13 protein-coding genes are annotated in these 13,235 nt (G+C 69.5%); 7 read left to right on the forward strand and 6 right to left on the reverse strand.

Annotated elements, in window-relative coordinates:
- The first annotated feature begins 167 nt into the window (after positions 1 to 167).
- From ABD663_RS08700 to ABD663_RS08715, 4 genes are all read left to right on the forward strand, one after another.
- Positions 168 to 1,943, forward strand: a complete 1,776-nt coding sequence (locus ABD663_RS08700; RefSeq protein ID WP_344737589.1) for an oleate hydratase — start codon at positions 168 to 170, stop codon at positions 1,941 to 1,943.
- 181 nt (positions 1,944 to 2,124) lie between these two features.
- Entirely contained in the window at positions 2,125 to 3,285 is a 1,161-nt protein-coding gene (locus ABD663_RS08705) for a cupin domain-containing protein (RefSeq protein ID WP_344737590.1), read from the forward strand.
- A gap of 7 nt (positions 3,286 to 3,292) precedes the next feature.
- Entirely contained in the window at positions 3,293 to 4,117 is an 825-nt protein-coding gene (locus ABD663_RS08710; protein WP_344737591.1) for a DUF1275 family protein, read from the forward strand.
- The gene (locus ABD663_RS08715; RefSeq protein ID WP_344737592.1) at positions 4,114 to 4,557 is read left to right on the forward strand and encodes a hypothetical protein; all 444 of its coding nucleotides are present in this window, start codon (positions 4,114 to 4,116) and stop codon (positions 4,555 to 4,557) included. The genes ABD663_RS08710 and ABD663_RS08715 overlap by 4 nt, the downstream gene beginning before the upstream one ends.
- Positions 4,558 to 4,609: 52 nt before the next feature.
- On the opposite strand, the gene ABD663_RS08720 is transcribed toward ABD663_RS08715, so the two are convergent.
- Positions 4,610 to 5,872, reverse strand: a complete 1,263-nt coding sequence (locus ABD663_RS08720; RefSeq protein WP_344737593.1) for a hypothetical protein — start codon at positions 5,870 to 5,872, stop codon at positions 4,610 to 4,612.
- Positions 5,873 to 5,897: 25 nt separating this feature from the next.
- Between ABD663_RS08720 and ABD663_RS08725 the strand changes: the two genes are divergently transcribed.
- Positions 5,898 to 6,971: an NADH:flavin oxidoreductase/NADH oxidase gene (locus ABD663_RS08725; RefSeq protein ID WP_344737594.1), complete on the forward strand. Its 1,074-nt coding sequence runs from the start codon at positions 5,898 to 5,900 to the stop codon at positions 6,969 to 6,971.
- Positions 6,972 to 6,983: 12 nt separating this feature from the next.
- On the opposite strand, the gene mgtE is transcribed toward ABD663_RS08725, so the two are convergent.
- Entirely contained in the window at positions 6,984 to 8,333 is a 1,350-nt protein-coding gene (gene mgtE, locus ABD663_RS08730) for a magnesium transporter (RefSeq protein WP_344737595.1), read from the reverse strand.
- A gap of 130 nt (positions 8,334 to 8,463) precedes the next feature.
- On the opposite strand from mgtE, the gene ABD663_RS08735 reads away from it, so the two are divergent.
- A complete protein-coding gene (locus tag ABD663_RS08735) occupies positions 8,464 to 9,249 on the forward strand; it encodes a tyrosine-protein phosphatase (RefSeq protein ID WP_344737596.1) in 786 nt (261 codons plus the stop codon).
- A gap of 15 nt (positions 9,250 to 9,264) precedes the next feature.
- On the opposite strand, the gene ABD663_RS08740 is transcribed toward ABD663_RS08735, so the two are convergent.
- From ABD663_RS08740 to ABD663_RS08750, 3 genes are read right to left on the reverse strand one after another with little or no spacing between them, the layout of a single operon-like run.
- A complete protein-coding gene (locus tag ABD663_RS08740) occupies positions 9,265 to 9,600 on the reverse strand; it encodes an SHOCT domain-containing protein (protein ID WP_344737597.1) in 336 nt (111 codons plus the stop codon).
- Between the two features lie 22 nt (positions 9,601 to 9,622).
- A complete protein-coding gene (locus ABD663_RS08745) occupies positions 9,623 to 10,057 on the reverse strand; it encodes a DUF6325 family protein (protein WP_344737598.1) in 435 nt (144 codons plus the stop codon).
- A 12-nt stretch (positions 10,058 to 10,069) separates the two neighbouring features.
- Entirely contained in the window at positions 10,070 to 10,450 is a 381-nt protein-coding gene (locus ABD663_RS08750; protein WP_344737599.1) for an SHOCT domain-containing protein, read from the reverse strand.
- Between the two features lie 200 nt (positions 10,451 to 10,650).
- Here ABD663_RS08750 and ABD663_RS08755 point away from each other — a divergent pair, with 200 nt between their 5' ends.
- Complete coding sequence (locus tag ABD663_RS08755; protein WP_344737600.1) at positions 10,651 to 10,977, forward strand: carboxymuconolactone decarboxylase family protein; 327 nt, start codon at positions 10,651 to 10,653, stop codon at positions 10,975 to 10,977.
- A 7-nt stretch (positions 10,978 to 10,984) separates the two neighbouring features.
- Here the strand turns inward: ABD663_RS08755 and ABD663_RS08760 are convergent, their stop codons facing one another.
- A complete protein-coding gene (locus tag ABD663_RS08760) occupies positions 10,985 to 13,228 on the reverse strand; it encodes a winged helix-turn-helix domain-containing protein (protein ID WP_344737601.1) in 2,244 nt (747 codons plus the stop codon).
- Positions 13,229 to 13,235 lie beyond the last annotated feature (7 nt).

A 13,235-nucleotide genomic window follows, 5' to 3' on the forward strand; every position in this document is an offset into this window, starting at 1 on the left:
GGATCCCCACTTCCGTTGCGGACGATTCTCGCCGCATCCGGGGGCGTTCGCAATCGGCGGGCGAGGATCTGTGCCGACCCGTCGAGCTGACCGTGCCTGGCGGGCCCGGGCGCCCGAAGCGATCGGTAGCGTCCTCCACGGTGACACCCCGACGAGAGGAGCGGTCGATGTATCGGTCGAACGGCAACTTCGAGGCTTTCGCACGCCCGCAGCGTCCCGCCGGCGTCGAAGGGCGGCGAGCCCATCTGGTCGGCTCCGGCCTCGCCTCCCTCGCGGCGGCGGCGTTCCTCGTGCGCGACGCCGGGATGCCCGGAGAGGACATCACCGTCTACGAGGAGTTGGCGCTTCCCGGCGGCAGCATGGACGGCATCCTCGACGAGCACAAGGGATTCATCATCCGCGGGGGGCGCGAGATGGAGGCCCACTTCGAGACACTGTGGGATCTGTTCAGATCGGTGCCGTCGCTCGAGACGGCAGACGCCTCGGTGCTCGACGAGATGTACTGGCTGCACAAGAGCGACCCCTCGTCGAACCCGACGCGCGCGATCCACGAGCGCGGCAGCCGGATCGACGACATGTCCGAGCTGACGCTCACCCCGAAGGCGATCGAGGAGATCCTCACCCTCGCCCTCACGCGCGAGGAAGACCTCGACGACAAGCGGATCGACGAGTTCTTCGGCGACGAGTTCTTCGCGTCGAACTTCTGGCTCTACTGGGCGACGATGTTCGCCTTCGAGCCGTGGGCGAGCGCGATGGAGATGCGCCGCTACCTGCTGCGCTTCATCCACCACATCGCGAGCCTCGCCGACCTCACGTCGCTGCGGTTCACCCGCTACAACCAGTACGAGTCGCTCATCAAGCCGCTCGTGGCCTACCTCGAGGGCCACGGAGTGACCTTCGTCTACGACACGCAGGTGCTCGACGTGCGCATCGCGGATGCCGACGGCGAGAAGACGGCGACCGAGATCCGGCTGGTGCAGGGCGGCGTCGAGTCGTCGGTCCAACTCTCGCCGACCGACCTCGTGTTCATCACGAACGGCTCGATCACCGAGAGCTCGACGTTCGGCGACAACGACACCCCAGCTCCGATCGTGACCGACCGGGGCGGCGCGTGGAAGCTGTGGAAGACGATGGCCGAGCGCGACCGCGCATTCGGCCACCCCGAGAAGTTCAGCGAGGGCATCCCCGACGCGAACTGGACGATCTCGGCGACGGTGACTCTCCTCGATGACAGGATTTGGCCCTACCTCGAGAAGATCACCGGCCGCGACCCCCGCGACGGCCGCATCGTCACGGGCGGACCCTGCAACATCAAGGACTCGAGCTGGATGTACGGGTTCACGATGAGCCGGCAGCCGCACTTCGCCGTGCAGGACCCGCAGAAAGAGCTCGTCGTCTGGCTGTACGGGCTGTACTCGGATCGACCGGGCGACTACATCGAGAAGCCGATCCGCGAGTGCACCGGCGCGCAGCTGTGCGCCGAGTGGCTCTACCACCTGGGCGTGCCCGTCGACCAGATCGACGACCTGGCGCACAACGCCGCCCGGACGATCCCGTGCAACATGCCGTACATCACGTCGTACTTCATGCCGCGCGCCGTCGGCGACCGTCCGCTGGTCGTGCCCGAGGGCTCGCGCAACCTCGCCTTCATCGGCAATTTCGCCGAGACCGAGCGCGACACCGTCTTCACGACCGAGTACTCGGTGCGCACGGCGATGGAGGCGGTCTACACCCTGCTCGACGTCGACCGTGGTGTGCCCGAGGTCTTCGCGTCATCGTTCGACGTGCGGATGCTGCTCAACGCCCTCTACTACCTGAACGACAGGAAACCGCTGAACGAGATCAGGCTTCCGTTCGGTGCGCGCATGATCGAGAAGGCGGCGCTCTCGAAGGTCAAGGGCACCTACATCGAGGAGCTTCTGGTCGACGCCAAGCTTCTGTGATCCGGAAAGGTCCGGATCGTGCCGATGCAGGCCGCGAACGTGACCGACATCGACTGTGGGCGCATTCGGCCACCGAACGGCGAGAGCGGCTCGCTACCGTCGCACCCGAACGTTCGTCGCGGCCCCACCAGGAGGCCGGTACACGACGATCGGTGACACACGGGAGCTGGAAATGACCGACATGCCTCAGCCAATCCGCGCCACCGACGGGAAGGGATGGCTCGACCTCGGTCCGCGCGACATCTGGCGCGACCGTGAGAATCCCGACATCCTCACTCCCCCGCCCACAGACGGCGGAACGGTTGCGAATCTGAAGTACAGCTTCTCGGACTCGCACCAGCGGCTGCAGCCCGGTGGCTGGGCGCGCGAGGTCACCAACCGCGACCTGCCCTCGTCGCAAGATGTCGCCGGCGTGAACATGGCCCTCGAGCCCGGCGCCTACCGAGAGCTGCACTGGCACAAGGAGGCCGAGTGGGGCCTCATGCTCACGGGGAACGTGCGGGTGACGTCGGTGGACGAGAGCGGCCGCTACTTCATCGATGATCTCGTCGCCGGCGACCTGTGGAACTTCGAGGCCGGCCTGCCCCATTCGATCCAGGCGCTCGATCAGGGGTGCGAGTTCCTGCTCGTGTTCAGCGAGCCCGACTTCTCGGAGAACAACACTTTCCTGCTGTCGGACTGGTTCATGCACACGCCGCAGGACGTCGTCGCGGCGAACTTCCGCAAGACCGAGGCCGAGATCTCGCAATTCCCCCAGGAGGAGCTCTACATCTTCAAGGCGAACGTGCCCGGACCGATCGCGGACGTCGAGCGGCCGACGCCGGCCGGGAAGGTCCCCTCGCCGTTCTCCTTCCACATGGAGGACGCACCGGTCATCGAGTCCGAAGCGGGCCGCGTCCGCATCGTCGATGTCAACAACTTCCCCGCCGCGAAGACCATCTCTGCGGCCTTCATCGAGATCGAGCCCGGCGGGATGCGGGAATTGCACTGGCACCCCAAGGCCGCGGAATGGCAGTACTACATCCAGGGCACAGCCAAGATGACCGTCTTCCTCTCGGGCGGCGTCGCGCGCACGTTCGACTTCCATGCAGGTGACGTGGGCATCGTGCCGCTCGTCGCCGGGCACTACGTGCAGAACACCGGCGACGAGAAGCTGATCTTCGTCGAGATCTTCAAGCACCCGGAGTACTCCGACATCTCGGCACGCAAGTGGCTCGCCTCCAACCCGGTGCAGGTCGTCGCCGATCACCTGTTGTCGACGGATGCCTTCGTCGAGTCGCTGCCGTTGGACGACGAGCCGGCACCGGTCATCTGGTATGACCAGTCAAAGATCCACGGGTGAGGTCAGCATGTCCGCGCACGCCACTCCGCCGTCGTCACCGGCGTACGCCGTCATCCAGGACCACCCCGAGCGGATCCGCTTCCCGCTCATGGAGCAGCCGTTCGTGGGGTTCCTGCTCGCCTTCATCGCCGGCACGCTCAACGCCTGGACCCTCGCGAACGCCTCGACGTTCTCGACGGTCCAGTCCGGTAACGTCCTCTCCAGCGGTTACTGGCTCATCCAGGGCGATTGGGAGAAGTTCCAGTTCCCGTTCATCTCGGTCATAGCCTTCGGGGTGGGCTCCGCGCTGGCGGGTGTGCTCATGACGGCGTTCCTGCGCAGCGGGCGGACGTTCACCGTCGGCATCCTGTCGGCGCAGGTCGCGCTGCTGGTGATCCTCGGCACCGCCGCGATGACACTCATCGGAACCACTCCGGTGCCCTACGGCGGCGCGCTCGACCTCACCGCCCTCCCGGAGGAGCACGCGCAGTACATCGCGTACGCGATCAGCTTCGTCGCGGGGGCGCAGGGCAACGCGTTCCACAAGAACCACGGCATGCTCTACGGCGCTGTCGCGGTCACGTTCGTGGTCCAGATGGCGTTCAACTTCCTGGTGCAGGCGGCGTTCTCGAAGGAGGGCATCAACAAGACCCCCAACCTCAAGTGGGCGGGGATCTTCTTCCTCACCCTCCTCGGGTTCGCCGGTGGCGGTGGCATCGGCTTCCTCGCCGACCACCTGGTCAACGGTCTGTCGATCTTCCTCGCTGCCGCGGTTGCGCTCTGCGTGCTGATCGCGGCGCTCGCGATGAAGCGCAAGAACGTCGACCCGACCGCGGGCGGCACGTTCGCATGACGACCGGGGCCGCAGCAGGACTCGACGTCGGCCTCACGACGTGGTCGTCGCCGAACCCGTTCGGGGAGCCGACGGCATACGTGCTCGTCCACCCGTTGACACGTCGCGACGACGGCTCTCTCGCGGAGGCGATCTCGGGGATGGGCCTGAAGCGCCTCGACGCGGACGGCGACATCCTCCCGCTCGGCACGGAGATCCTGTACGCGTCGCTGCGCGCCCGCCGGGTCGAACTGTGCACCACCGCAGGGGTGTGGCTCGATCAGCCGGTGACCGACGATTGGACCGCGAACGCGATCGGCCGCCGCTATGTAGTACTCGTCGCCGGAACCGAGCCGCTGGCCGACGACGCCGACGCCGACGCACTGAGCTCGTACCTCGCCGATCGCGCGCACATCCATACCGCGCTGGTGAAGATCCGGGTCCGCGTCGAGAACCCGTGATCGGCGGCCGGTGACCGGCGGCGTGAGACTCAGTGCCGGTGGCGACTCCCGGTCACGCCGAGCGGGTCGCGAGGACCGATGCTCCCACGGCGAGCGCGGCCGCCAGGGAACCGAGCAGATCTCGCGGCGGCGCGCCCTGTGCGCGCTGCGCGCGCGGCTCGGGCAGAGCGCTGTGCCGTACCGGACGTCCGATGAGGTCCGTCAGGTCGCGCGCGGTGATGAAGTAGTCCAGACCGTTGCCGGGGCGGTACGTGCGCGTCGCGCGAACGGTGTCGCTCCCGTCGAGGACGTCGATGCCGAATGCCACGATCCGCTGCTCGCCGCCCTCGTAGACCTCTTCGGACTCGTGGCTCCAGTGACGCATGACGGACGTGGGCGGGGTGAGACCGGCCAGTCCCGGCACGGCCTCGGTCGGCGCGGCGCGCGAGTCGCCGGGCTCGAGCGCCGCCTCGAACTGAGCAAGCGCCGTGCCGGGTTTGTTCGCCGCGCCGAGCGCGACGCGGGCGCGGAGGCGCTGTGCGGTGCGATTCGTGAGCTCGAGCGTCGTGTCGGTGAGGCGCACGTGGACGACATCGGAGGCGAGGATCGGCGGCAGATCGCGCGCGCGGTCATCGGACGGCGGCACGGGTTCGCGGTCGACGGGCACGTCTTCGCCCCCGGTCTCCTCCGGCACGACCCGTTCGGGCTGCGCCCCGACGCTGAAGGCGAGCTCGACCATCGAGCCGATCTGCTCGGCCACAGCGCCTCCGAACCGCGCGAGGGCGCGGTCGACGACGAGCACGACGTCGGCATCCGGATGATGGGCCACGAGCTGTGCGACGGATCGGGCCCCCGCAGTGACGGGGAAGACGATCACCGCCGGTCGATACTCGACCCTGCGCAGAGCCCGCGCGGGATGGGCCTCGGGGATCTCGCGCCACTCCGTCACGGCGGAGCGGGCGAGCATCCGCCCAGCGATCCCGGAGTGGACCGCCGAGCCGCGCGAGCCGCGCCCATTCAAATGGATGACGCGGCGTCCCGACGCAGCCGCCATCGCCGCGCCGAGGTACAGCTCGTACGACGACACCGACTCGGCCGGCGAGAGCACGACGACAGGTCCGGGCAAGGGCTCGGACGTGGCGGGGACCACGATGACCTCGAGCGGCGAGAACGGGTCGGCCGAAGCGACCGCGGGGTCGGTGTGACCGAGTATCTCTCCCACGTTCGCCCGGTCGACACCCGTCCGCGCGATGAGGTCGAACCCGCCGTCGCTCAGCCTCTTCACGGCAGTCGGATCCAGGCGCGTCGAAGTCGCGATCACGGCGGACAGTCCCATCCCCACACTCTATGAGGCCACTCGCATGACGATTCTCTTCTCGCCCCTCACCATCCGCACCGCACAGATGCGCAACCGGCTGTGGGTCGCTCCGCTGTGTCAGTACAGCGCGATCGACGGGCTGCCGCAGGAGTGGCATCACACCCACCTCGCGCAGTTCGCGTCGGGCGGCGCAGGTCTGGTGATGACCGAGGCGGTCGCGGTGTCGCCTGAGGGCCGGATCACGCCGGACGACGCCGGCATGTGGAGCGACGCGCACCGCGATGCCTGGAGGCCGATCGTCGCCGCCGTGCGCGCACGCGGGGCGACAGCAGGCATCCAGCTCGCGCACGCCGGGCGCAAGGGCTCGACCTGGTCGCCTCTGATCGCAGGCCGGTACGGCTCAGTGCGGGAGTCGCGAGGGGGCTGGACGACGGCCGCGCCGTCGGCGATCGCCTACGACGGGTATGCGGTGCCCGCACCGCTCGACGCGATCGGTCTGGATCGCGTGGTCGACGACTTCGCGTCCGCGGCGGCGCGCGCGTCGGAGGCCGGGTTCGAGGTCATCGAGATCCACGGGGGCCATGGCTATCTTCTCCACCAGTTCCTGTCCCAGCTGTCGAACGACCGCACCGACGACTACGGCGGATCGCTCGAGAACCGTGCACGTCTGCTTCTGCGCGTCGTCGAAGCCGTGCGGTCGGTGGCGCCGCAGGCGGCCCTGTTCGTCCGCCTCTCGGGCACCGACTGGGCTGCTGGAGGCTGGACGATCGACGAGACCGTCGAGGTGGCGACGTGCGCAGCCGCCCGCGGCGCCGACTTCTTCGACATCTCCAGCGGCGGCGCCGTTCCCCGCGAGAGGATCCCCGTGTCGCCCGGCTACCAGGTACCGCTCGCGGCGCGCGTACGCCGCGACGCCGCGGTGCCCGTGAGCGCCGTCGGACTCATCGACAACGGGGCGCAGGCCGAAGGGATCCTGCAGGCGGGAGACGCCGACGCCGTCTTCGCCGGCCGCGAGTGGATGCGCGATCCGCACTTCGCCCTCCGCGCCTCCGTCGAACTCGGCGTGCAGATCCCGTACTGGCCACGGCAGTACGCGCGCGCCCGCCGCACCCGGTGATCAGTCGGTCGATCAGAGCTGCAGGATCCACGTTGCGACGACGAAGTAGATGATGAGGCTCGTCGCATCGCAGAACGTCGCGATGAACGGCGTCGAGAACACAGCCGGGTCGGCACCGACCGCGCGCGCCAGCATCGGCATGGCACCGCCGACCACGGCGGCGATCGTGCAGATCGCGATGAGGGTGATGCCGATCACGCCGCCCAGCGCCCATCCGAAGACGAGACCCCCGACGGCGAACCCGAGCAGCCCCAGCAGACCACCGAGGATCGACCCGACACGCACCTCGCGCCACATCACCACGAGCCAGTCCCGTTTGGTCACCTCGCCGAGGGCAAGGGCCCGCGTGACCGTCGTCGCCGCTTGCGACCCGGCGTTGCCGGCGGTGCCGGTCAGCAGCGGGATGAACAGCGCGAGCGTCGTCACCTCTTCGAGGGTGCCCTCGAAGAAGCCCAGCACCTGCACTGTCAACAGGGCCGAGACGGCCAGGACGAGCAGCCACACGACCCGCGCCCGCACGATGCCGAACACCGATGTCGTCAGGTACGGCCGCCCGAGCGGCTCGGCTGCGCCCTGACGTGCTGCGGTGCGGTCCTCGGCGTCTTCGAGGATGCGCGTCGCATCGTCGACCGTGAACACCCCCACCAGCCTCCCCTCGCCGTCGGCGACGGGAACGGCCAGAAGCCCGGCCTCGACCACGTCGCGCGCGGCCGTCTCGGCGTCGTCGGTCGCCGCGACGACGCGCGGCTCGACCATCGCAGCACCGATCTCGGAGTCCGGCCTGCCCAGCACGAGCTGTCGCAGGCCCACGACGCCGAGCACGTGGCGCTCGCGATCGGTGACCGGCAGCATATACACGGTCTCGGCGTCGCCTCCGCGATGACGCACGTGCGACAGCGCGTCGCCGGTCGTCAGGTGCGGCATCAGCCGGACGTACTCCGTGCTCATGTGCCGGCCGACGCTGCCCTTGGGGTATCCCAGCATCGGTGCGGTCAGCTCGCGCTCGCGCGGCGAGAGGCCTCGCATGAGCTTCTGCGCAACCCCCGCCGGCAGCTCGTCGACGAGCTGCGCGCGGTCGTCGGGATCGATCTCCTCGAAGAATCGCGCGACGTCCTCGGTGCGAAGCCCCTGCAGCAGCTCAGCGCGCATCCCGGCGTCCAGCAGCTCGAACACCTCCAGCGCCTTCTGGCGCTCGAGCAGCCGATACATCACGGCACGGTCGCGACCGTCCTCGCGTTCGAGCAGTCGCACCAGATCGGAGGCGTCGTGACGAGCCATCACCGCGCGCACCTGTGCCAGGTCGTGCTCACGCAGATGCACGGTCACGGTGTCGACGAGGTCGTCGTCGCTCGAATCTTCCATGGGGGCATGATCCCGCATGCCGATGTCGGCCGGGTGAACGTGCGCCACGTCGGCACGAATGCACGCCAGGCTCGCCGCGCGCGGGCGCATCCGTCGGCGGGCGCGCGAATCGGGCCGTAGCGTGGTCGTCATGACCGTGGTTCTCGAAGGCGCCCAGAACTTCCGCTCACTCGGCGGCCTGCCGCTGCGCGGCGGAGGAACGACCACCGACGGCGTGCTGTACCGCTCGGATGCGCTCAGCACTCTCACCGACGCCGGCCTGACCGCACTCGGTTCCAGCGATATCGGAGCGGTCGTGGATCTGCGCACCGACGCGGAACGGGCGATGGCGCCGGATCTGCTGCCCGATCGCCCGATGCGGACGGTCTCCCTCCCCCTGCTCGAGGGTGCGGCGCCCGGGCTGGCTCAGCAGATCCCCGCGGGAACGCAGATCTCGCCGGAGATGATCCGACAGGCGCTCGCCGCGATGCCGGCGCTCTCAGACCTCTACGTCTCCATGCTGCAGGGCGGAGGCACGTCGTTCGCGCACATCGCGCAACTGGTCGCGGGATCGGCGGGGTCGACCGAGCCCGCGGTGCTGATCCACTGCACCGCCGGCAAGGACCGCACGGGCGTGGCCGTCGCGCTCATCCTCGACGTCGCCGGCGTCGAGCGCGATGCGATCGTCGCCGACTACGCCGTCTCCGAGACCTACCTGGCGGGTCCCTTCGCAGACAGGATGCTCGGGATGCTCGAGGGCTACGGCGTCCCGCTCACTCCGCAGGTGCGCGAACTCGTCACCGGCACCCCGGCGTCCGCGATCGAGCACGCACTCGCCTGGATCGACGACAACGGCGGTTCGCGCGGCTATCTCGCCGGGGCCGGCGTCGGTGACGCGACCCTGGATGCGGTCGCCGAGCGTCTCACCGCCGGCTGACCCGACCGCCCCAGCTCAACCGAGCAGCTTGGCCTTCGCCGTTTCGAACTCGGCGTCGCTGAGGATGCCCTGCGCCTTGAGCTGCGCGAGCTGCTGGAGCTCGGCGACGAGATCGCCGCCGGGAGCGGGCGCAGTCGCCGCCGCGGGGGCGGCAGGCGGCGCGTATTGCGGCGGCGGCGCGCTCTGCGGAGCCATCGCGGCCGCTTCCTGCTGCACCTCGTACTCGTGCTGCTCGTACTTGTCCTGCGCTCGACGCTGCTGGCGCCGCGCGACGTTCCCCGATACCGCGGTCGCGGTGCCTGCGACCACGGCGGTACGAGCCGCCATTCCGAGCAGACCCGGTCGTCCCATGCGTCCCATCAGAGGCATCTCACTACCCCACCTTTCCGACGGCCGCCGCCTCGGCGACGACCGCGTTGACCGCCGGGGCGGGGATCCGCACCCAGTCGACGACGAAACCGCCCGCCTGCGCGAGGCGCGAGGCGAGATCCTTCGCCCACAGGAACTCGACGACCAGCAGCAGCGCCGACGTGCCCGGCGGCAGCGATCCACCGAGCTCCTGCACGTCCTCGTGCGACGCGAGCCCTGCGCCGGCGAGCTCGAGCGGCCCGAGGTCGATGCCCGACTCGTCCAGTTCGAGGTACGTCACCCGCCCGTCCTCATCGCGCGCGATGTGGAGCAGATCGATCAGTCGCACGGTGCCCGCTTCGACCAGCGCCGCGATGGCATCCAGCACCCCGCGATCGGGCTCGTCATCGGGAAGCGCGGCGAGCACCAGCTCGACCGGACCGAACTCCAGATCTTCCATGATCGTCACCCCTCAGCTCGCGAGCGCCTTGGCCTTGAGCGCGTCGAACTCGCTCTGGCTGATCGCACCGGAGGCCAGCAGCCGCTGCGCGGACTCGATCTCAGCCGTCGGTGACGGTGCTGCGGCCACGCTTCGGATGTAGTCCGCGTTCGCCTGCGCTGCCGCCTGTGTCTCCTGCATCCGCCGCTCGGTCATCGACCGGCCGCGGGCGATGAGGTAGATGATGGCCCCGAGGAAGGGCAGCACGATCAGCAGGATCACCCACCCCGCCTTGCCCCACCCGCTGAGGGTGTGATCCCGGAAGATGTCGATGAAGATCCAGATGAAGATCCAGACGCAGGTGATCACCAGATAGATCCACAGAATCCACAGCAGGAAATCCCAGAAGGACATGGCGTTCCTCTCCCCGGGCGCTCTCGGCGGCGCACATCGTCGGTTGCTTCGACGTTAGGGGCGGCGCGGCGACGTGGGCATCATGCGATTCGCGTGATTCAGCGCCGCCAGGCGAAGTTCATACAGACTGCGTGGTGCGCTCCGGCGCGAGGCGGAGTCCACTGGTTCGGTGACCGACCTGACGGAGCACGGACGAGCCGATGGATGAGATCACGCACCTGCGTCGGCTCTGCGTGAACGATCCTCTGCTGGCGACCGATGCGGGCGAACTCTGGACCATCGCGGTCGACAGCCGCACGCGCGCGTTGATCACGCTCGGCGCCCTGGTGTCGGTGGGCGCACCCGACCCGTCGCTGCGCGCCGCGGTCGATGACGCGATCACCGCCGGTGCCTCGTCGGCGCAGATCGTGGCGGTGCTCGACGGGCTCATCTCGGTGGTCGGCCTCCCCCGCGTCGTCGCCGCAGCGCCGATGCTCGCCGCGGCGCTCGGACACGGCGAGGACATCACGCTCGACCTGCCCTGGTGATCCGCGGTCAGTCGCCCAGCATCCCCAATTCGGTCGCACGGTCGACGGCGCCGCCGCGGGAGGTCACGCCGAGCTTGCGGTAGATCGAGCTCACCTCGGAGCTCACCGTGTTGCGCGAGACGAAGAGGCGTTCACCGATCTCGCCGATGGTCAGGTAGGTCTGCAGATACGGCAGCAGGCGCAGCTCGGCCGGTGTCAGTGGGGTCGCGCCACCCGCGAACGCGTCGCCGTCGAGCGAGCGACGGAACGCCTCCACCTGTTCGACGAGCGTGCCCAGATCGGGCCGTTTGGCGAACACATCGTCGATCTCGTGGATGAGGTGCCGGGCGGCCGCATGGTCGCCCATCGAGGCGTGCGCCTTCGCGAGCTGAAGGCGCGTGCGCACAGACAGGAACGGAAGCAGGTACGTACTGTCGACGCGTGCACGCATGGCCCGCGCGAGGCGCTGCCGCGCGCGGTCGGGTCGCTCGTCGCGCAGCGCCATGCGTGCACCCACCGCGAGCGCGAGACCCGTCACGGGGTAGCCGATCATGGTGCTCGACTCCACCAGAGCGACGCCGCGCTCGGCGTGTGCGCGCGCGTCGGCGACACGATTCGCCCGCATCGCGAGCAGGGCGAGCTCGGGCTCGCTGAGGATCGCGGGGTCGACGATGCCCGTCGCCTCCGACAGGTCGACGGCGTCGAGGAAGGCGTCGCGCGCGGCATCCTCGTCACCGACGAGCAGCTGCGCCGACCCGACGAGGTGCTGCGCGACCGCACGCCAGGGACTCCACAGCGGTTGGCGCGAGACACCGCACAACGCGTCGTCGAGGGCGCGCTTGGCGCCGTACCTGCACATCGCCGCCCGCAGCATGGCGCGCGCGGCCGCCACGTCGGCGCCCTCCTCGCCGGCGCACGCGTGGTCGGTCTCGATGCCCTCGAGCACATGCGCCCAGCGCTCGCCCTCGGCGATGTCGCCTGACAACGCTCCGGCCCACCCCGCGATGACCGCCGCAGGCGGGTGCCGCCGGATCTCATCGGGGCCGATCGCGCCGAGCCAGCGACGGATGGTGAGCATCCGGCCGCGGTCGTACAGCGACAGCGCGACGTCGGCGGTGACGACTGCGGCTCTGTCGAGGTCACCGGCGAGCAGCAGGTGTTCGACCGCGGCCTCCGCCAACCCCTGATCGCCCAGCCACGCGGCCGCTCGGCGGTGCAGCGCTTGTACGGCCGCGGCGCCCTCTTCGCGTTCGAGCTCGGCGAGGAGGTACTCGCGGAACAGCGCGTGATAGCGGTACCACCCCCGCTCGCGGTCGAGCGGGATCAGGAACAGGTTCGCGGTGTCGATCTCGTGGATCATCTCCCGCGCGCGGTCCTCGTCGGCGACGTCGACGCAGGCATCCGCACTGAATTTCGTCAGCACCGCGGTGCGACGCAGGAACCGCTGCACGTCCGGCGGCAGGCGCGCGATGCACTCCCGGTACAGGTAGTCGGCGAGGTAGCGATGGTCGCCCGAGATCCCGGCTGTATCGCCGTCGGCGCGGACGATCTGCGCGCACAGGAACAGTCCCGCCGGCCAGCCTTCCGACTTCGCGACGATGCTGTCGAGTTCGTCGTCGGCGATCGACGCGCCCACGCGGGCGAACAGCGCGCGAGCGTCGTCGGATGCGAGGCTCAGGTCGGATGCCGCCACCTCGGCGGCGACGCCGGCGGTGCGCATCCGCGCGATCAGCGGCGTCTCGCGCCGACTCGCGAGGATGACCTGGGATCCCGCCGGCACACCGGCGACCGCCACTTCCAGGACGTCTTGGCATCCGGGCGAATCGGCGAAGTGCAGGTCGTCGACGAACAGCACGAACGGCTCGGGGCTCGCCGCAAGGACCGCCGACAGCAGCGGCGCCGCACGCGCGAGCGGCGCCACCCCGACGCCGCGCATCTGGGCGATCGCGCTCTCGGCGAGCGGCGAGAACGCCGCGCAGGCGGATGCGAGCAGTGTGAGCAGCGCCGTGGGGTCGTCGTCGCCGGCATCCAGCGACACCCACGCGATCTCACGCTCCTCGAGCTGTGCCCACTCGGCCAGGAGTGTCGTCTTGCCGAAGCCGGCGGGGGCCGAAACGGCGATCACGCGGGCATCGGACCGCGCGGCCCTGCCGATGACCGCCCGTCGGCTCACGCTTCCGGGCGGGAGGGACGGAACCGCGAGCTTGCTCTCGAGGAGCACCGCCGCCAGGTCCACGCCCGTCGCGACTTCCCCGCTCGTCGTGGTCGACACGGTGGGC

Source organism: Microbacterium awajiense (assembly GCF_039536545.1).
Classification (GTDB): domain Bacteria; phylum Actinomycetota; class Actinomycetes; order Actinomycetales; family Microbacteriaceae; genus Microbacterium; species Microbacterium awajiense.

Bases quoted from the DNA above. Each gene is read 5' to 3' on its own strand.
- ABD663_RS08700 (WP_344737589.1), top strand. From the start codon at position 168: ATGTATCGGTCGAACGGCAACTTCGAGGCTTTCGCACGCCCGCAGCGT.
- ABD663_RS08705 (WP_344737590.1), top strand. From the start codon at position 2,125: ATGCCTCAGCCAATCCGCGCCACCGACGGGAAGGGATGGCTCGACCTC.
- ABD663_RS08710 (WP_344737591.1), top strand. From the start codon at position 3,293: ATGTCCGCGCACGCCACTCCGCCGTCGTCACCGGCGTACGCCGTCATC.
- ABD663_RS08715 (WP_344737592.1), top strand. From the start codon at position 4,114: ATGACGACCGGGGCCGCAGCAGGACTCGACGTCGGCCTCACGACGTGG.
- ABD663_RS08720 (WP_344737593.1), bottom strand. From the start codon at position 5,872: ATGGGACTGTCCGCCGTGATCGCGACTTCGACGCGCCTGGATCCGACT.
- ABD663_RS08725 (WP_344737594.1), top strand. From the start codon at position 5,898: ATGACGATTCTCTTCTCGCCCCTCACCATCCGCACCGCACAGATGCGC.
- mgtE (WP_344737595.1), bottom strand. From the start codon at position 8,333: ATGGAAGATTCGAGCGACGACGACCTCGTCGACACCGTGACCGTGCAT.
- ABD663_RS08735 (WP_344737596.1), top strand. From the start codon at position 8,464: ATGACCGTGGTTCTCGAAGGCGCCCAGAACTTCCGCTCACTCGGCGGC.
- ABD663_RS08740 (WP_344737597.1), bottom strand. From the start codon at position 9,600: ATGGGACGACCGGGTCTGCTCGGAATGGCGGCTCGTACCGCCGTGGTC.
- ABD663_RS08745 (WP_344737598.1), bottom strand. From the start codon at position 10,057: ATGGAAGATCTGGAGTTCGGTCCGGTCGAGCTGGTGCTCGCCGCGCTT.
- ABD663_RS08750 (WP_344737599.1), bottom strand. From the start codon at position 10,450: ATGTCCTTCTGGGATTTCCTGCTGTGGATTCTGTGGATCTATCTGGTG.
- ABD663_RS08755 (WP_344737600.1), top strand. From the start codon at position 10,651: ATGGATGAGATCACGCACCTGCGTCGGCTCTGCGTGAACGATCCTCTG.